Source organism: Micromonospora wenchangensis (assembly GCF_002210435.1).
Taxonomy (GTDB): domain Bacteria; phylum Actinomycetota; class Actinomycetes; order Mycobacteriales; family Micromonosporaceae; genus Micromonospora; species Micromonospora wenchangensis.
Genome location: NZ_MZMV01000011.1, coordinates 28,269 through 46,624 on the forward strand (window position 1 = coordinate 28,269; position 18,356 = coordinate 46,624).

An 18,356-nucleotide genomic window follows, 5' to 3' on the forward strand; every position below is an offset into this window, starting at 1 on the left:
CTTGACCTGTGAAGTGGTGATGAGACGCGACCGCAGGAGAACGGTCTGGTCAACGACGGTTCGCTCGCCGTCGTAGGAGCAGCCCACCAACGACCACCACGACGACGGCGGCCAGCGCGCCGCCGGCGACGAGGACGCCGGTGCCCGGCCCATCGTCGCCCTGCACCGACGCCGCCGCGGACGGCGCGTCGGTGGTCGTACCGACGATCGGCGCGGCGCTGGAGTTGGGGTCGGCCACCGTGAACGGGTACGACCCCTGGACCGGGTGGCCGTCGGTGGAGACGACCCGGTAGGCGACGGTGTAGGTGCCGTTGGGCAGCGCCCCGGTCACCTGGACCGATCCCTTCGCGCCACCGACGACCGGATCGCCCGTGGGTACCTTCCGTTTGGCGGCGTCGGTGAGCACGATGGTGGTGAACGTCGGGTCCAGCCGTTCGACGAACTCGAGCACGATCTCGGTGGGTGCGCTGGACAGCGTCGACTCCTGGGCCGGCGCAGCCGAGCGCAGCGTGTTGTGTGCCCACGCCGGGCTGACCGGAATGAGCAGCGCCACGACGGCGGCGAGCACCGCCGCGCCGAGTCGAACGGCGGTGGGGCGGGACGACGGTGCGGTCATGACGAAACTCCGGTGGACGTGATCATCCGAGTACCTGCTCGCCGATCCATCCTCCCGGTTGACAACCGGGAGGGACGGCGAAGACGGCGGACCCGATCGGGGTGGTCCACTCGTTGAGTAGATCCCGATCGGCCAACCGGCGCTGGATGGGCAGGAACTGACGGGTGATGTCGGCCTGGTAGGACGCGAAGATCAGACCGCTGTCCGCGTGACCCTCCGCCGTCGGCGCACCGTCGTAGTTGTAGGGCCGGCGCAGGATCTTGTACCGGTCGTCGGTGACGTGTGCGCGGGTCATGTGGGAGAAGTCGGGGATGACGGTGAGGCCGTCCGGGCCGGTGGCGGCGAAGTCGGGTTCGTCGTGCTCGGCGGTTCCGGTCAGCGGTGCGCCGGTGGCGAGCCGTCGGCCCACGGCGAGTTCGCGGTCGGTACGGCCGAGCAGGTCCCAGGTCTCCAGGTTCATGCTGATTCGTCTCAGTACCAGGGTGGTGCTGTCGCGTAGCCATGCCGGTCCGTCGGCCACGAAGACGGCCGTGTCCATCGCAACCCCCGGCTGGGGGTTGGCGGTGCCGTCGAGTTGACCGAACAGGTTGCGCTGTGTGTGGCCGCCCGGCTCGACGCCGGGGCTACGCCGGAAGCCCTGTTGCACCCATCGCACGGTCGCGAACGGCCTGCTGTCCTTGATCAGGACCCGTTGGGCATGGGCCACGCTGATCGCGTCGTCGGCGCAGATCTGCAGCAGCAGATCACCACCGGACCAGGCCGGCTGAAGCCGGTCGATGCGGAACGACGGAAGGTCGGCGACCGACGCCGGCCGGCGATCGTCGACGCCGCCCGCCCGGTAGAGGCCCGGCCCGAAGCCGAAGGTCACGGTCAACCGTGCGGGCAGCAGCCCGAGTTCGGCCTCGGTGTCAGCCAGAGCGGGTCGGCCCTGGGTGAGCCGGGCCGCGTCGTCGGTCAGTAGCCGCAGCCATCGACCCAGCGCGGCCCGGTCCGTGCCGGCCCGCAGTGTCAACGCCACGAACGACCCGTGCGCCTGCGGTTCGGTGGCGATCCCGGCCTGCCGGACGCCGTAGAACGGCTCGACCAGTCCGCCGACACTCGCCACCGGCGTCGTGCCGGCGGCGTCCACCGACGGGGGGCCGGTCTGCCCTGCGCGGGTCGCGACAACGGCGGCCCCACCGGCCAGTACCCCGCCGGCGGCCAGCGCGCCGCCGGTGAGCAGGCCACGCCTGCTCACCGGGTGGACGGGTGGTGTCTGCGTCACGATGCTGGGGTCATGGTCATCCCCGGCGTGGCGCTCATGCCGGGCATCGGCTCGCCGTGCCCCGGGGCATAGGTCTCCTGCGCGCCGGTGAACGGCTTGGCGACCGCGGTGAACTGCTGGGTCTTGCCGTCGGAGAAGGTGAGCGTGAAGGTCAACTCGTCGCCGGCCTGGACGGGCTTGGTGATATCCATCAGCATCAGGTGATCACCGCCGGGCTCCAACGCGTGGGTGCTCTTGGCCTTGATCACGATGCCGCCCTGCTTCTGCTGCATGACCATCTTGCCGTCTTTCATGGCCATCTCGTGCAACTCCATCGCGGAGATGGAGGTCGTGGCGCTGGTCAGAGTCACATCGGTGTCGCCGTCGTTGACCAGGGTCCCGAAGGCCGCAGTCATCCCCTTGTCGGCTGCCTTCACCCACGGGTCGCGAACCGTGACCACACCCGCAGCGGCGCTGGCCGACGCGGACGGGCTCGGCTGCGCGGTCGACGACGAGTCGGACGAGGCGCATCCGCCGGCACCGACTGCGACGAGCGCAGCTGCGGTGGCGAGGACAAGGGCCGAACGTCGGCGCGATCCGAAAGGGCTGGTGGTGCGCATAAACTGTGCCTCCGATGATTGCGTGCTGCATTGTTGGTCGGTCGCCGCGGCGCGAAAGTTCCGGGCTGGCGGGTAATGGCCGTCACGTGGCCACGGCTGGCGCAGTGGTGTGGCGTTCTCGCGGTTCAGGCCGCTGACCGGTCGCTGATCCGTGCCGTGCCCGGGTGGGGCGGTGCCAGTCGCAGCCTCGGCCGGGTGGCCTGTGGTTCGTCACCAGCCGTGGAATGCCAAGTGGGACGGGTGGTCCGGCTGTGCGTCGGAGGCTCGTCACGGTGCCGCCTGGTCTGCGACAACGCGACGACGATCAGGTACCCGGCGAGCAGGAAACCGTGGCTGACCAGGCGGGAGGGTTCCACCCGGCCGGTCATCAGGTCATTGACCGACAACAGCATGAGTGTGCCGACAAAGGCACTCAGGGTCGGCACCAGCCCGGTGGAGGGTGTACGCCGCGCAGCCACGAAGAGGAATCCAGCGCCGACGGCGACGTTCCAGGCGGCAGCCTCGTGCCACAGGTGCCCAGAGCTCAGGGCGCCGTGGGCGTGTGCGGTGGACGGGCCACGGCCGACCTGCGCCAGGCCCAGCACCAGCTGAACAGCACCGATGAGCGCAAGCCCTGCTCGCAGGGGGAGCACGAGACGGTCCCGCAGGCGTCGAGGCGCGGGGGGTGCGACCACGACGACGTGGGTGAGAACGGGTCCGGGCGCGGTGAGCGTCAGGCGGGTCCGCCGGGTCACGGCAGCGGCCCGGTCGTACCATCGCCGGCAGGTCGCGCACCCGTCGAGGTGAACGTCGGCCCCGGCCTGCTCAGCGAAGGTTGCCTCGCCGTCCAACTGCGCTGACAGGATCTCCCGCCACTGCTCACACCCCATGCACCGGTAGTCGGTTGACAGGGTGTCCTGGTTCCCGGGTTGACCGGGGATGTGGCGTCCTCGGTCGGTCGCCTTCAGCTGGCCGCGCTGCCGCGCTGCCGCCGCGCCGGCCAAGGGCTCGCGTCGACTGCGGCAACCAGGTCCTCTCGAGCCCGTGCCACCCGGGAACGGATGGTGCCGACAGGGCACCCGCACACCTCGGCGGTCTCGGCGTAGGACAGGCCGAGGATCTGGGTCGCCACGAACGCTTCGCGTCGGTCCGGCGCCAACGAGCACAGGAGATCGTTGAGCACGACCGCACCATCGAAGGCGCTGCCGCCAGCGTCGGGGACATCGTGCCGGTCTGACAGTTGCGTGGTACGCGGCCGTCTCGTCGCCGCGCGTACGTGGTCGACCGCTACCTTCCGGGCGATCCCGAGCAGCCATGTCCTGGCCGACGAGCGCGCGGCGAATGACGGCAACGAGCGCATCGCTCGCAGATACGTCTCCTGGGTCAGGTCGTCGGCCTCGGACGGGCTGATCAGGTGGGCGACGAACCGCCATATGTACTGCTGGGTCGCCCGAATGAAGCGGGTGGCCGATTCCTGGTCGCCCCGGCCTGCCGCTAGAGCCCAGGAGGTGATCTCCGCGTCGTCGGTCACCTGGTACCTCCGTGTCCGGTTTTGCCGGGCGTCCCCCGCCGTCATGACCCGATCGCCGGTGACGACGGGTCGTCGCAGGTGCCGGGGGAGCCTACGGCACCGCTGCGTCTACCGGTGCGGTCACGATCAGTCAGTGGATCAACGTGCGGCGGTTGTTGTCGGCGCGCTGCCCCACTGCCTCGTCGGCCGCTGGTCGCCAGCGGAACAGGCGAAGGCTGTTGAGCACGACGAGCAGGCTGGAGCAGGCCATCGCGGCGGCGGCGAGCATCGGGGTGACCAGACCCACAGCGGCCAGCGGGATCATCAGGCTGTTGTAGGCGAACGCCCAGAACAGGTTGACCTTGATGGTGCGCAGGGTGGCCCGGGCCAGGGACAGCGCGTCGACCACGGCGGTGAGGTCCACGGTGCCGGCCCTCGCGCGGACGATCGTGACGTCGCTGGCCTCGATGGCGACGTCGCTGCCGGTCGCGATCGCCACGCCGAGGTCGGCTTCGGCGAGAGCGGCCGCGTCGTTGACTCCGTCGCCGATCATGGCTACCGTCGCGCCCTCGTCGCGCAGCCGCCGTACGGTGGCAGCCTTCGCCTCGGGTGTGACATCGGCTATGACCTCAGTCAACCCCACCTGAGCGGCGACGCCCTCCGCCGCGGCGAGGCTGTCACCGGTCAGCAGGACCGGCCGCAGGCCAAGTGCGCGCAGCCGTCGCAACATCGGCACGGTGGACTCTCGCAGCGTGTCGGCGATGGTGATCCAACCCCGAAGCTGCCCGTCCCATGCGACGTAGACCACCGTGTCCGCCGATCCGGTCACCTGGTCGACGTCGATGCCGTCCAGGGCGAGGAGCCGGGCGTTACCGATCGTGACCCGGACCTGGTCGACGGTGCCCCGGGCCCCGAGCCCCGGCTCGGCATGGAAGGCGTCAGCCGGCGGCAGGCTCAGCCCATCCTCGGCCCCGGCGGCGATCACGATGGCATGGGCGACCGGATGCTCGGAGCACGCCTCGACTGCGGCGGCCAAGCGCAGCAGTTCGCTGCGGCTGACCTCGGGAAGGGGATGCACGCCGGTGACCCGCATCCGACCGCTGGTCAGGGTGCCGGTCTTGTCGAGCACGATGGTGTCGATGCGACGGGCCGACTCCAGCGCCGCCACCCCACGGATCAACACGCCGAGTTGCGCGCCGCGTCCGGTGCCGACGAGCAGTGCGGTCGGTGTGGCCAGGCCGAGAGCGCACGGGCACGCGACGATCAGCACCGCCACCGCCACCCCGACCGCCGTCGCAGTGGGGGCGAGGACGAGCCAGCCGGCGAAGGTGGCCAGGGCGATCACCAGTACGAACGGGACGAAGATGCCTGCTACTTCGTCGGCGAGACGCTGAATCCGGGCCTTGCCGGCCTGCGCCTCGGCGACCAGGCGGGTGATCTGCGCGAGCCGTGTGTCGGCCCCGACCCGGCTCGCCCGCACGACAAGCCGACCGCCGGTGTTCACCGTGGCGCCGGTCACTGTCGACCCGGGGCCCACCTCGACGGGGACGCTCTCCCCGGTGAGCAGGGCGACGTCAACCGCGCTCACGCCGGCCTCGACCACCCCGTCGGTGGCGATCTTCTCGCCGGGGCGGACCACGAACAGGTCACCGACCCTCAGGTCGGTGACCTGCGTCCGCCGCTCGGTGCCGTCCGTGTCGAGGACAGCGACGTCCTTGGCACCCAACCGGGCGAGTGAACGGACAGCAGAACCAGCGCGGTACCGGGCCCGTGCCTCCAGCCACCGCCCGGCCAGCAGGAACGTCACCAGGGCCGCACCGACCTCGAAGTACAGCGGGTGGTCGTGTCCGGAAAACCAGGACAGGCTCATCTGTAGTCCCGGCTGACCGGCGGGTGTGGCGAGCAACGCCCACAGACTCCACAGGAAGGAGACCAACGCGCCGAGAGAAACCAGCGTGTCCATCGTGGCGGCGCCGTGGCGGACATTGATCATTGCCGCCCGATGGAACGGCCAGCCCGCCCACGCGACGACCGGCGCGGTCAGTGCGGCGGTCGCCCACTGCCAGTACGGGAACTGGGCTGCTGGGGTCATCGAGATCACCATCACCGGGGCGGCGAACGCCGCCGCGAGCAGCAGCCGTCTGCCCGCGTCGTTCGTGGTTTGGTCGTCTTCCTGGGCAATGGTCGTCGGCGCGGGCGGCTGAGCGGTGTAGCCCATCGCGGTGACGGTCGCCACCAGGTCGGGCACCGCAACAGCCGAATCGTGCTCCACGGTGGCGGTGGCCGTGGCGAAGTTGACCGTGGCCCGCACGCCGTCAATCCGGTTGAGTTTGCGCTCGATGCGGTTGGCGCAGGCTGCGCAGGTCATGCCCCCGATTGTCAGTGACGTGTGCAGTTGGTCGACGGTGGTGGTCACGCGGGGCTGCCGGCCAGTTCGAAGCCGGCCTCGTCCACTGCCCGCTGGACCTCGGCCAGCGGCAATGCCTCAGCGCTACGAATGGTGACACGACCCGCCTCGACATCGACCTCGACGGTCTGAACGCCCGACAGTGCGGTGAGCTCGGAGGTGACGGACTGGGCGCAGTGCCCGCAGGTCATACCCCGAACCTGGTACGTGGATTGCACGATGACCTCTTTCGATCAGCCGGATCCGCACGATGTGCGGCGGAGAACGGGCGGCACCCTGCCCTGGTGTCGACCCTGGGTGACGCACCGCGGATGGTCCTGCGGTGGCGTGTCCCGGCTCCGCACCATGGTACGCGGGAAAGGGCGGCGCGGTTCAGCAGAACGCGGTCATTCGCTCGACATCTGATCGAGAACCAGCATCGTCTCGCGACGCAATGTGCCGCGCCGGACGTCGCGTTCTCGGGTGGCGAGGGCGGCCTCCAGCACATGCGCGTCGAGAAGGGGGCGGTGCACGCACAAGTCATCCGACCCGGAGGAGGGAGATGACTGGGCACGGGCGAGCCGGAGACGATCTGCCGTGCCGTTCCGCCAGACCGTACGGTGCGGCGTCGGCGCGGGTCCGAGGATTTCGTCCAGCCCGGTGGGAGAGAGCAGCATCGACGTGCTCACGCCGACCGCTTCGCCCCCGGCGAGCCGGCGGGCGACGCGGCCCGAGTGCTGCAGGCCGGACCCGAGCAGGTCGAGTCGGCAGCGCACTGCCATCCGTAGCCGGTGCGCGACGAGCGGACCCGTGATGGTTGCCGGCGCCTCGGCAACGGGTGGCGTCCAGTACCGCTCGTGGCGAACTGCCCCGTCGTCGTACAGCAGTGCCCCGGTAGCCTCGGGCAGGAGTACCGCGGTGGGCCCGGGTCTGGTGCCGGCGGTCCCGTCATCGAGCCAGAGCCGGCAGACTCCCGCCACATCGCCGGCAACGTACGTGCCGTACGGCGCGCGGACGAAGGTGAGGTAGCTGCCGGGGAGTCGGGCCAGCGCGCCGAACGCATGACGCCGCACGGCCTGATTGGCCTGCTCAGTGAGCAGCCGTGGCGACAGGGGACAGGGACCGAGCAGGACCATCCGGAAGCCCGGAACGTCGATCTGATGAAAAGCCAGCTGCGGCCACCACCCGGTGAGCCAGGGCCTGCCGGAGATCGGATCGAGTACAGTCCGGCGGGGACCTGGCGACCGGCTGTCGGCGGCGTCCGAGGGGCGGTGGCTCATCACCCAGCATCGGGTGCCGGGGATGTCGGAGGTCAATCTAGGCGGAGGCCACGTCGTCCAGCGCGCCCGAGCGGGCGAGTCCGACGATGTCGCTGAGCTGGCCGCCGCTGAGTCGGATCGCGTTACCGAAATCATCGGTGATGACGACCCGCTGCTCGGCGGGTGCCGCGGGGTCGATGTACAGCTCCGGGCATCCACAGTTGCAGTTGCCGCACAAGGTGAGCACATGAACCAGGCCGTCGGCTGCCATATGGGCCTCCATTCGTCGGACGTCGCTGTTCACGTTAGAACGGGTCTGTGCATTCCTGCCGTGACCGCTTTATGTTTGTCAGCGGGCGACTATTCATCACACGGTGGGAACCCGATGCCGGCGGCATCCGACTACCTCCGAATGTGTAGGTGGTCGGGCTACCGACGTGGCTTACCGAGGGTCCGGTTGAGCAGACCCAAAAGCAACGCCGCCGCACCGAGGACGACACCGGCCACGGCGACGGCCAACGCGACTCCGGCCGGGCGGTCGCCGACGGCCGTCGGTGGGGCCGCAGTGATCGGCATCCCGTGTTCATCGACACCGCTGGCCGCCGCCTCGGTCAGGCGCAGGACAATGGCGGGGTTCTCCGGCTCGGGCCCGCCCGCCTGGGGTTCCTCGATCCATCGGGAGATGACGCCGTCGGCGTACGTCTGGAGCGCCTTGAACACGATGCGGTCGCCGGTGGTGGGCAACGGGCCCACGGAGACACTGAACTCCTGGAACTGGTTGCCGTCAATGGCGTCCTCGGCGGTTGCCGCCGTCCAGGTCACCGAGGTGATCGCCTCGGTCACCGTTGCCGAGCCGACCTTGACCGGCGCGGTGAGTGGGCCGTCCTCGACGGTAGCCCGCCACCCGGCCAGCTTGTGAACCGCAGCCGAGGTGATGGGCGTGGCCTCGGGCATCACGATGCGCACGCTCGTCGTCGCCGCTTCGGCGCGCTCGTTGGGCACCCGGAACGTCAGAGTGGTGAACCCACCGGGCGTGGCCTGGGCTGGGCTCACCGAGACGTGCGCATGCGCCGGACCAACCGGCGTGAGCGCGATCGCCGCTCCCACGAGCAGCGCCAGGGTAATCCGGCCCGGTACATGCCGTCGCATCGTTCATCTCCTCCTGCTGGGCGTGCCCTCGCCGGCCTCCAACGGCGGCTATCGCACGATGTTCATCATGGTGGGGAGCCCGTCGGTCGGCGTGTGGGGGGTACGCCAGGCGATGTGACCGTCCGGTCGGACGAGAAGGCCACCGGTGTCGTGCAGGCCGCACTGGTCGAGGAAGACCGTCCGCTCAGCTGGCGGCATCACCCGGTCGAGGTGGTGGACGGTCAGCGGAAACCTGGTCTTTCGCTGCGCGGCTGCAGCCGAGGCCCAGGCTGCGGCAGGGGCGGCGAGCAGGGTGAAACCGTCGTTCGCGACCAGATCCAGGGTGGAGCAGTTCTGTGCCGGGTCGAGCCAGACGTGGGGCAGGCGATGGCCCGGCCGGCCGGTGGGGACGTAGTCGGCCACCGGATCCCCGGCAGGCGGGTCCGTGCCGTCGGCGATGACGGCGGTGGAGGTGTAGTGGTAGCCGAGGACGAGTCCCTCGCTGGGCCGGCCCCGCGGCGGCGCTCCGGTCTGGCGCGCGCCGATGGTGTCGGTCAACCGCAGGTGGCTCTCAGCGGCGCTGGCGAGCGCGACCGGTCGGCGTTCGGGATCGTAGGTGTCGAGCAGAGCGGGAGCAGCCCAACCGTGATGCGCAGCGGCGAGTTTCCAGGCCAGGTTGTCGACGTTAGCAACACCGCAGTTCATTCCGAAGCCCCCGTAGGGGGTGGTGACGTGGGCGCAGTCACCGACCAGGAACACCGGGCCATGCCTGAACCGGCCGGCTACCTGGGCCGAGGCACGCCACAGCTGCCGGCCGACCAGGCCGACGTCGAGATCGGGCAGACCGGCGGCGGCACGGATCAGCGCGATGTAGTCGCCGTCGTCGAGTCGGTCGAGGTCAACCTTCTCACCGTCGGCGACGAGGTTGAACAGCCACTCGGGTCGGGGTGCCGCGGCTGACGGCCCTACTGCGGCAGGGTCGACGCCGGCCAGGGACGGAGCAGCTCGTGAACGACCTCGACGTGGGACACCAGGATGGTACGGATGAGGCTGGCCTGTCGCGCCGTCCGGTGGTCGAACACAAGCTGATCCGCCGCCGAACTCGCACGTCGCCTTCATCCGAGCAGGCCCCGGGAGCAGTGCCCAGGCATCCCCGGCCGACGAACAGGATTCGGTCTGTGCTGGTGGCCGCTACCACGACCGCTCGACACCACCATCCGCGCGATCGCCAGCCTCCTGCGCGAACACCAACAACCTGAGTGGATGTCGCTCACTGATCGGTGTGCCCGTAGTAGTCGAGGAAGATCTTCAGGCTGGGTTCGCGCACGGTGAGGACAGTGACGTCGGCAGCGGCGAGGGCGCGCAGTGCCTCCCGCTTCGACGCCGCCCGAGCCCCGGGTCTGACGCTCTGAGCCTGGTGAGCGCACCCACCCCGCCGCGACGGGGATGGTCCAACGCGCTGCCGGGGTCATCGCCGCCACCCACCGCGGCGACCACGCCGGCGCGGAGGAACTCCTCGCCGCCTTCTCCGGCGAGCAGGCCATAAACCTCGGTTTCTACCTGCTCGCCGACCTCGCGCTCGGCCTGGTCCGGGCCGACACCGGGCAGTCCATGGACGAACTGGTACGGGAGCTGTCCTTACTCGTGGCGCACACCGCCGGTCAACCACGGCCGGCTGCGGCCTGACAGCGGGGTCCCCGTGTCGCCCGACGGGCATGGGGACCCCGCGCAGCGCCGTCCGGACCACGGCGGGCCGCCGATCCGGGGCCAGCCGTGGGACAGCGCCGTCATCCGCTGGTGGCCAGGCGGACACCCAGGGCGATGAAGGCCACCGCGCAGATCCGGCTGATCCGCCGCGACCACCGACCGTCGGTCACCCTGCCGGCGAACCTGCCCGCCCCGGCGCCGAGAGTGACATCGACGGTGAGCTGCACCGCGACGAAGATCGCACCGAGGAGCACCAACTGCGCCGTGACGTCACCGGTCGCCGGGCTGACGAACTGCGGCAGGAAAGCCACGCTGAACAGGATCATCTTGGGGTTGAGGAGATTGGTCACCAACCCGCGGAGGAATGCCCCGCCACCGCGGCTGTTCCGCTCCGCCGCGGTGGCGGCCGTCGCCCTGCCGTCGCGGAGGGCCCGAATCCCGAGGAAGATTAGATAGGCCGCCCCGGCCCAGCGGATCGTGGCGAACAACACCGGCGACGCGGTGACCACGGCGGCGAGGCCACCGACCACCGCCGCCACGTGTACCGCCTCTCCGGCCGCGACCCCGAGCGCGGCGATCACGCCGGCCCGGGTGCCGTAGCGGGTGGCGTTGGCCAGGACGAACATCATGTCCGGCCCGGGAGTGATCATGAGGACGGCGATGGCGGCAAGGTAGCCGGCCAGGGTGGCCGCGGACAGTCCGAGCACCGCTCAGCTCTCCTCGGCGCCGTCGAGCAACGCTCGCCGAAGAGCGAGCCGGTGCTCCCGCCGGATTTGCGCCTCGCGGTACCGACGCCGGTCACCGTCGGTCTCCGGCAGCAGCGGCGGTACGGCGCGCGGTTGACCGTCGTCGTCGACGGCGACCATCACCAGGTGGGCGGTGGCCACGTCGACCGGCGGGACCGCCCGGTCCCAACGGTCCGCGCTGACCTTGACGGCGACCTCCATCGAGCTGCGGCCGGCCCAGGTGATCCGGGCGTCGACGTGCACGACGTCGCCGACGCGTACGGCCCGCAGGAAGGCGGTCTCGTCGATGGCGGCGGTGACCGCCGGGCCATCGGAGTGTCGGGCGGCGACCACGCCGGCGACGGAGTCGATGAGGTTGAGGATCCGACCGCCGTGGACGGTGCCCATCAGGTTGGTGTGGTGCTGGTCCATGATCTGCGACAGGGTCAGTCGTGACGCCGACGGGGGCCGGCCGGTGAGTGTGGTGCTCTCGTGCATGGTTCATCCGTCCTCGGGAAGCACACCGACCGACCAGCCGGCACGCACGTCGAGGACACGCCGCAGCGCATCACCCGCCCGACCCGCCCGCGAGGTCGACGGCAGCGCACCCACCTCGTGGATGCGCAGCGCGGGCAGGTCTTCGGACTCGTGGGCGTGATCCGGATGCCGGATCTCCTACTAGCCGTCGCTTCCCAGGCCGTGCGGCCCAGTGCTGGTGACGGCGGTCGTTCCCACTCACCGCTGCGGGGCAGTCCCGGATTCCCACCGGGTTCCCTCTTACGACGCCCAGGCGTGACGAACGTCCGGGCGAACCAGCGCCACGAAGCAGCCTATCCGCGACCGGTCAGTCCGCCGGCCGCTGCGGGGCCTGATGTGACCCACCTCCCTGACCGTCCTCCCCGGCGGTGACGGGTGCCTCATGCAGCCATCGGCGGGCAGGCGGGGCCACGCCTACGGCGGGACCCGGCACGTCCTGCGGTGCCGCCACCGGCGTTTCGGGTGGCGGCGTGGCCGTTGACGGTGCCGGCTGCGGCGCGGGCGCGGCGAAGGTGACCGGGGCGTCGAACGCGGCCCGCCGGGCGGCGCGCCGCAGGGCGGCCAGCACCGCCGGGCCGGCCAGCAGGACCGCCACCGCGGTGGTGATCGCCCGCCCGGTGTCCCAACCGAATGTCGAGGTGACAGCCGTGAACACCGCGAAGCGGTGCAGATTGTCCAGCACCGGCGCACCGGCGACGTAGGAGAGTTGAGTGTCCGCGCCAAGGCTGAACGGCCAGAACCACAGGTTCATCAGCAGGCCGTAGCCGTAGGCGGCGAACGCACCGTAGCCGGCCAGGACAGCCACCTCGGCCCGGCCGCGCAACCGCGTTGGGAGCAGACCGGCACCGAGACCCACCCAGGAGGCACACAACATCTGGAACGGCAACCACGGGCCCACCCCGGCGGTGAGCAGCGCGGAGGCGAACAGCGACGTCGAGCCGAGGAGGAACCCGAAACCCGGCCCGAAGACCCGACCAGCGAGGACGAGCAGGAAGAACACGGTTTCGATGCCCGCGGTGCCGGCGCCCAGGGGACGTAGCGCGGCGTTGACGGCGGCGAGCACACCGAGCATCGCCAGGGCCTTGCTGTCGATGCCACCGGAGCTGAGTTCGGCCAGGACGAGCGCCACCAGCACCGGCAGCATGACGAGGAAGACCAGCGGGGCCTCACCGGTGCGAGCTGTGCTCTCGGGATGCGCCGGAATGAAGAACGGCCAGGTGAAGGTGGCCAACGCGGCGGCGGAGGCGAGGGCCAGCACCACGGCGGTGCGCGGCGCGACCCGCAGCACGCTCATGCCGGCTCCCGGGTCGGGCCCAGCGCGGCGGTGACCTGCTCGACCGTCAGCCAGGGCGCCGGGGCGAGGACCTTGGCCACCTGCGGGGCGAACGCCGGTGAGGCGAGCATGACCTCGGCGGTGGTGCCGTCGGCCACGATGTCCCCGTCGGCCATCACGACCACCCGGTCGGCGAGGGTCGCGACGAGCTCGACGTCGTGCGTCGCGACCATCACCGCCCGGCCGGCGGCGGCCAGCCCGCGGACCAGGGCGACGAACTGCCGCTTGGCGAGATAGTCCAGCCCTCGGGTCGGTTCGTCGAGCAGGACCACCGGTGGGGCGGCGGTGAGCTGCACGGCGAGCACGAGCGCCAACCGTTGCCCCTCGGACAGGTCACGGGGGTGCCGGTCGCCGGGCAGACCGGGGGCGAGCCGGTCGAGCAGGCTGCGGCAGGTGCCGGCCGCCGCGGCGGTCTCCCGGTCGGCCTGACGGCACTCGGCGTCCACCGTCTCCAAATAGAGCAGGTCTCCCGGGGTCTGCGGGACGAGTCCGACGTGCCGGCGGGCCTGACCGGCTGGCAGCTGCTTCGGGTCGACGGGGTCCCGCCCATCGCCGGCATCGACGGTGACGGTGCCCCGGTGGCGGGGACCGCTGCCCTGCACCGCCCAGAGCAGGCTCGACTTGCCGGACCCGTTGCGGCCCATCAACGCGACGACCCTGCCACGATGCAGGTCGAGGTCGACGCCGGCCACGGCCACGGTGCCCGGATACCGCACGACGATCTTGCGGGCGGCCAGCACCGGGGTCGTGCCCGGAGCCGGCGGCGGGTCGGGAGGAGTCGTGTCGGCGAGCCGCTGGCGCAGGGCACCGGCCCGTCGGCGGGCGTCGCGGACCGACAGCGGCAGCGGCGTCCACCCGGCCAGCCGGCCCAGCTCGACCAGCGGCGGCGCGAGGTCGACGCCGGCCAGCACCGTCGCCGGCTCGCCGTCGACCACCCGGCCGTCGCCGGGCAGGTAGAGCAGCCGGTCGGCGTACTGCACGACCCGTTCCAGGCGGTGTTCGGCAAGCACCACGGTCACACCCAGGTCGTGCACCAGCCGGGTGACGGCGGCGAGGACGTCCTCGGCGGCCGTGGGGTCCAGGGCGGAGGTGGGTTCGTCGAGCACCAGCACCCGCGGGTGGGTGGTGAGGACCGCGCCGATCGCGACCCGCTGCTGCTGCCCACCCGACAGTGTCCGCAGCGGCCGGTGCCGCAGCTCGGCGATGCCGAGCAGATCAAGGGTCTCCTCCACCCGCTTACGCATCACCGCCGCAGGCAGGGCCAACTGCTCCATGCCGTACGCCAACTCTTCCTCGACGGTGTCGGTGACGAAGCCGGACAGCGGGTCCTGACCGACCACGCCGACGACGTCGGCGAGATCGCGGGGCGGGTGCCGGCGGGTGTCCCGACCGTCGACGGTGACGCTGCCGTACAGGGTGCCGCCGGTGAAGTGCGGCACCAGCCCGTTGATCGCCCGCAGCAGCGTCGACTTGCCGGCCCCGGTGCGACCGGCGACCAGGCACAGTTCGCCCTCCTCGACCCGCAGGCTCACCTCACGCAGCGGCGGTGGACCGTCGTCGCTGTAGCGGACGGTCACCCGGTCGAAGGTGATCATGGGTGACCTCCGGGTACGGACGTGGCCGGGTCACCGGTACGGGTAGGTGCCGCGACAGCGCCGACCGGTGTGCCCACCGTCGGTGGTCGGGTCGACGGTGACCCGGGTGGTGGCGGGGCCAGCCACGCCGGCCCCGCCGCCGCGGTGACGGCGAGCAGCATCAGCGGCGTCACCTCGGGCCAGGTCAGCGGACTGACCGGCGGATAGAGCAACTCCGGGGTGACCGAGCCGGCGAGCATCGTCAACGCGGCGGCGGCAATGCCACATCCGGCCACCAGCAGCTCGGCGGAACGCCACCGGTCCGGCCGGTAGCGGCTACGACGCACCCGGCGACCGGCCAACAGCATCCCGGCCACGGCGACGACCAGGCCGGTGAGGAGCATCGGCAGACCCAGGTATCCGGATCCGGTGGAGTCGAGCAGTCCGTACGTGCCGGCGCAGACACCGACCAGCCCACCGAGCACCAGGGCCCCCGTCGCGGCGCGCTGACCGGCCGGCACCGCCGCGGTGCGGCCGTAGCCGCGCGAGTCCATCGCCGCCGCCAGCGCCAACGACCGGTCCAGGGCATCGGCCAGCACCGGCAGGGCGATCCCCCGCAGCGCCCGCATGCCCCGACCGGTCGCGCCGCGCAGCCGACGCGCCCGACGTACCCGCAGCACGCTCTCCACCAGTTGCGGCGCGACCGACAGCGCCACCACCACGGCGGTGCCCACCGCATACAGTGCCCCGGGCACCGCCTTGAGGAGCCGTTTCGGGTTGGCCAACGCGTTGGCGGCGCCGAGGCAGACCAGCATCGTGGCCAGCCGCAGCCCGTCGTAGAAGCCGCCGAGGACCTGCTCGACGGCGACCGGCCCGAACAACCGGATGCCTGCCGCCCACTCGGGCAGCGGGATCTCCGGCAGCGACACCAGCAGGTGCTCGCCCTGCCCGCCGCCGAAGACGATCCGGAACACCACCCGCATCGTGATGATCACCGCGCCGAGGACGAGGTACATCCGGAACGCCAGCGCCCATGGAGCATCGGTGCGCCGCCGCAGCACCGTCAGCGCGGCGACGGCGACGAGCAACGCCAACAGCAACGGATTGGTGGTGTGGCTGGCTGCTGTGGCCAGACCGAGTGCCCACAACCACCACGCGCCCGGATGCAACCCCCGCGGCAGCCGGGCGGCCGACCAGCGGCGCGGTCCGCGCCCCGGGGCGGCCGCAGCCGCGTCAACCCCGTCCCGACGCTCAGTCATCGGGGTCGGCGGCGCGGCGTCGGCGGGCGGTGACCACGCCGCCGACGGCGAGCGCGGCCAGCAGCAGCGCCCCGGCGATCGTGCCCAGCGGCAGCCCGCCGTGGCCGCTGCCGGAGGCGGCGACCTCGGTCACCGCCGGCTCGCTTGCCGTACCGCCCGACGAGCCGGTGACGCCACCGGGCGTCGTCGTCGGCACCGCCGTCGGGGATGCCGCCGCCACACTGACTGACGCCGTGCCTACCGGGGTGACGCCCGGGGTGTCGGCAGGAGGGACGGTCGTGGTCCGACCGGGCCCGCCGGCCGGTGGCACGACCGGGCCACCACCTGCGGCCGGCGGTGGCGCTGCCGGCCCGCCACCGACCGCAGGTGGCGGCGATGTAGGTGGAGCAGGAGGTGCGGGAGCCGGCCGTTTCGGCGTGACTTTCGGCCTGGGGGCGTCGCTGGCGTTGCGGTTGAGCGAGAAGGACCAACCCTCGAAGCTGCCGGCCGGCGGCCTGCGGTTGAGGACACCCTTGTCGCTGTACGCCCAACCACCCCCGTTCGCGGCATGCCAGTACGACCAGTAGGCGCTGGCCGGCGGGGTGTCCACGCACTTCTCCGAGGCAGCCGACGGCTTGCCGTCGATCCGGCAGATGAAACCCTCACCCCAGCGCAGCGTGCCGGTGATCTCGAAGCCGGCGTTCTTGAGCGCCGCGAGACCGGTGGCCTGGGTTCCGGAGGCGCAGCGCACCACCGTGCCCCCGCCCAACTCGTTAAAGTCGACCACGACGGTGACCCCGGAGGCATCCGGGCAGTAGCCGGCCGACCCGGCAGCCGCCGCCGGGCTGCCCGGCCAGGAGACGCTGCTCACCGCAGTGAGCACGACGACCGTCGCGGCATGAGCGGCCCGGCGGCTCATTGCGCCCGCCGTCGACGTCCGAGCACCAACAGCACCACACCGCCGCCGATCAGCAACAACGCGACCAGCACGTACCCGATGATCGCCGCACCGGTGGTGGGGAGGCCGGGCAGCGCGGGAGCCGCCGGGGTGGTGCTCGGCGCGGCGGTGCCGGTCGGTGACACGGTGGGGGAGGGCGTCGCCGGGCTGCCGGTGGCGCTCGGGCTCGGCCCGGCCGTGCCGGTCACCGTCGGTGTCGGTGCGACCGTCGGCGTGGGGGACACGGTCGGTGTGGGAGTCGCGGTACCGGTCGGCGTGGGCGTCGGCGACGTCGGCGGCAGGTCGAGACCGATGCGGCCCAGCGGCACCTGGGCGAGCCCGAGCAGGGCCTGCGCGGTGGCCCTGCGCCACTGGTCCCGGTCGGTGTCCGCGATCCCCGTCGAGACAGCGCCGGTGAACGATTCGGCGTGGTAGGCGATCGCGCCCGCGTCCCCGGCGGCAGCACCACCGTTCGCCGCCGTGAGCTGCAACTGCGTCACAGCGTGGGCGGCCCGTGCAGCCTGGCTGTCCCGGCCGGCAGCGGCAAGCGCCTGCCCGGCCAGCCCGGTGCTGTTGGAGTTCGCGCCGGTGGTCGGGCCGGAACCGCCGAACGAACCGTCGGCATGCTGCTGACCCACCAACCAGTCCGCGCCCCGGCGGGCGGCGTCGGAAGCGCCGGCGGCACCGGAGTCAGCGGCAGCCAGCAACGCCTGCACGGCCATCGCCGTGGAATCGACGTCGAGGGTCGCGCCCGGCTGCTCGTCACAGGACGGCGACGGGCCGTCCGCGGTGTCCGGGTAGAGCCGGAAGCCGCCGGCGGCGCACTGCTGCCGGACGAGGAAGTCGACGGTGTCCTGCGGCAGGTCACCGCTGCGGGCCAGACCCAGCACCGCGAAGGACTGGTCGAAGGTGTTGCTGGCGTCCGGTCCACTGTCCGCTGTGGTGCGACTGGTGATCCGTCCCCGCTGGTGACCGGCGTCCGCCCCGGCCAGCAGGGACAGCGTCACCGCCCGCAGGTCGTACCCGCCGAAGTCGGTGGGGTCGGCGCCGGCGGCGGACGCGACGTAGAGCAGCTTCGCGGTCGCCCCGCCGTCGGTGAAACCCTCGATGCCCCAGTCGTCGTAGCTGTTGTAGGACCGGACGTGCGCCGCGACCTGCCCGGTCGCCGCCTGACGCGTCGGCGCGGACCCGCCGGTGGCGGACATCGCGATGATGCCGTCGATGGTCAGACCCCAGTCCTGACCACCGAACGGCCCAGGCAGCGTGCCGTCGGTGAACTCACCGGCCAACCACGAGGTGGCGTCACGCGCGGCGGCGGCATCAGCCGGGGCGGGTGCGGCCACCCCGGCCAGGGGCACCGCGGCCGTGACGACGGTCGTCGCCACGATCGCGCCGAGGCCGGTGGCGAGACGCCGGGACAAAAGCATGGGATTGCCTTTCGCAGAGCGGTCGGTGAGACCTCCGGAACACACCCCCGGGCACGTCACCCCGCTCCGCATGCTGCGGTGCGGGGTGAACGGACCGTCGACGGCAGCCCGGACCTCACCCTGTAGACCTCGACAGT

19 protein-coding genes and 1 riboswitch are annotated in these 18,356 nt (G+C 71.7%); of the genes, 1 reads left to right on the forward strand and 18 read right to left on the reverse strand.

Annotated elements, in window-relative coordinates; translation table 11 throughout:
* Positions 1–49 precede the first annotated feature (49 nt).
* The 11 genes from B5D80_RS08805 to B5D80_RS08855 all read right to left on the reverse strand — a co-directional run bounded on the left by B5D80_RS08805 (position 50) and on the right by B5D80_RS08855 (position 9,860).
* Entirely contained in the window at positions 50–616 is a 567-nt protein-coding gene (locus tag B5D80_RS08805) for a copper resistance CopC family protein (RefSeq protein WP_088643312.1), read from the reverse strand.
* 22 nt (positions 617–638) lie between these two features.
* On the reverse strand, positions 639–1,853 hold the full coding sequence (locus B5D80_RS08810; protein ID WP_088643313.1) for a Dyp-type peroxidase: 1,215 nt from the start codon (positions 1,851–1,853) through the stop codon (positions 639–641).
* 23 nt (positions 1,854–1,876) lie between these two features.
* Positions 1,877–2,479, reverse strand: coding sequence for a copper chaperone PCu(A)C (locus B5D80_RS08815; RefSeq protein ID WP_088643314.1), 603 nt, complete (start codon positions 2,477–2,479; stop codon positions 1,877–1,879).
* 125 nt (positions 2,480–2,604) lie between these two features.
* On the reverse strand, positions 2,605–3,348 hold the full coding sequence (locus B5D80_RS08820) for a zf-HC2 domain-containing protein (protein ID WP_088643415.1): 744 nt from the start codon (positions 3,346–3,348) through the stop codon (positions 2,605–2,607).
* A 74-nt stretch (positions 3,349–3,422) separates the two neighbouring features.
* Complete coding sequence (locus tag B5D80_RS08825) at positions 3,423–3,989, reverse strand: sigma-70 family RNA polymerase sigma factor (RefSeq protein ID WP_088643416.1); 567 nt, start codon at positions 3,987–3,989, stop codon at positions 3,423–3,425.
* 130 nt (positions 3,990–4,119) lie between these two features.
* The gene (locus B5D80_RS08830) at positions 4,120–6,384 is read right to left on the reverse strand and encodes a heavy metal translocating P-type ATPase (RefSeq protein ID WP_281253446.1); all 2,265 of its coding nucleotides are present in this window, start codon (positions 6,382–6,384) and stop codon (positions 4,120–4,122) included.
* Entirely contained in the window at positions 6,381–6,596 is a 216-nt protein-coding gene (locus B5D80_RS08835; RefSeq protein ID WP_088643315.1) for a heavy-metal-associated domain-containing protein, read from the reverse strand. The genes B5D80_RS08830 and B5D80_RS08835 overlap by 4 nt, the downstream gene beginning before the upstream one ends.
* 165 nt (positions 6,597–6,761) lie before the next feature.
* On the reverse strand, positions 6,762–7,670 hold the full coding sequence (locus B5D80_RS08840; protein ID WP_088643316.1) for a hypothetical protein: 909 nt from the start codon (positions 7,668–7,670) through the stop codon (positions 6,762–6,764).
* Between the two features lies 1 nt (position 7,671).
* Positions 7,672–7,884 carry a hypothetical protein gene (locus B5D80_RS08845; protein WP_088643418.1) on the reverse strand — a complete coding sequence of 71 codons (213 nt, stop codon included), beginning with the start codon at positions 7,882–7,884 and terminating at the stop codon, positions 7,672–7,674.
* Positions 7,885–8,042: 158 nt separating this feature from the next.
* Positions 8,043–8,762 carry a YcnI family copper-binding membrane protein gene (locus tag B5D80_RS08850; RefSeq protein WP_088643317.1) on the reverse strand — a complete coding sequence of 240 codons (720 nt, stop codon included), beginning with the start codon at positions 8,760–8,762 and terminating at the stop codon, positions 8,043–8,045.
* Positions 8,763–8,810: 48 nt separating this feature from the next.
* Positions 8,811–9,860 (reverse strand): FAD-dependent monooxygenase, encoded by a 1,050-nt coding sequence (locus tag B5D80_RS08855; protein ID WP_088643318.1) that lies wholly within the window; start codon positions 9,858–9,860, stop codon positions 8,811–8,813.
* A 327-nt stretch (positions 9,861–10,187) separates the two neighbouring features.
* Between B5D80_RS08855 and B5D80_RS08860 the strand changes: the two genes are divergently transcribed.
* Complete coding sequence (locus tag B5D80_RS08860) at positions 10,188–10,427, forward strand: superoxide dismutase (protein WP_088643319.1); 240 nt, start codon at positions 10,188–10,190, stop codon at positions 10,425–10,427.
* A 101-nt stretch (positions 10,428–10,528) separates the two neighbouring features.
* Here the strand turns inward: B5D80_RS08860 and B5D80_RS08865 are convergent, their stop codons facing one another.
* The 7 genes from B5D80_RS08865 to B5D80_RS08895 form a co-directional block, all read right to left on the reverse strand.
* Entirely contained in the window at positions 10,529–11,155 is a 627-nt protein-coding gene (locus B5D80_RS08865; RefSeq protein ID WP_088643320.1) for a LysE family translocator, read from the reverse strand.
* A 3-nt stretch (positions 11,156–11,158) separates the two neighbouring features.
* On the reverse strand, positions 11,159–11,671 hold the full coding sequence (locus B5D80_RS08870) for an acyl-CoA thioesterase (RefSeq protein WP_088643321.1): 513 nt from the start codon (positions 11,669–11,671) through the stop codon (positions 11,159–11,161).
* Positions 11,672–11,787: 116 nt separating this feature from the next.
* A riboswitch (cobalamin riboswitch) is annotated at positions 11,788–12,005 on the reverse strand.
* Between the two features lie 12 nt (positions 12,006–12,017).
* A complete protein-coding gene (locus tag B5D80_RS08875) occupies positions 12,018–13,004 on the reverse strand; it encodes an ECF transporter S component (RefSeq protein ID WP_245854362.1) in 987 nt (328 codons plus the stop codon).
* Positions 13,001–14,638 (reverse strand): ABC transporter ATP-binding protein, encoded by a 1,638-nt coding sequence (locus B5D80_RS08880; RefSeq protein WP_088643322.1) that lies wholly within the window; start codon positions 14,636–14,638, stop codon positions 13,001–13,003. Before B5D80_RS08880 ends, B5D80_RS08875 begins: the two co-directional genes overlap by 4 nt.
* On the reverse strand, positions 14,635–15,876 hold the full coding sequence (locus B5D80_RS08885) for a CbiQ family ECF transporter T component (protein ID WP_144081612.1): 1,242 nt from the start codon (positions 15,874–15,876) through the stop codon (positions 14,635–14,637). The genes B5D80_RS08880 and B5D80_RS08885 overlap by 4 nt, the downstream gene beginning before the upstream one ends.
* Positions 15,869–16,774, reverse strand: coding sequence for a hypothetical protein (locus tag B5D80_RS08890; protein WP_088643323.1), 906 nt, complete (start codon positions 16,772–16,774; stop codon positions 15,869–15,871). The genes B5D80_RS08885 and B5D80_RS08890 overlap by 8 nt, the downstream gene beginning before the upstream one ends.
* The gene (locus tag B5D80_RS08895; RefSeq protein WP_088643324.1) at positions 16,771–18,219 is read right to left on the reverse strand and encodes a cell wall anchor protein; all 1,449 of its coding nucleotides are present in this window, start codon (positions 18,217–18,219) and stop codon (positions 16,771–16,773) included. Before B5D80_RS08895 ends, B5D80_RS08890 begins: the two co-directional genes overlap by 4 nt.
* Between the last annotated feature and the right edge of the window lie 137 nt (positions 18,220–18,356).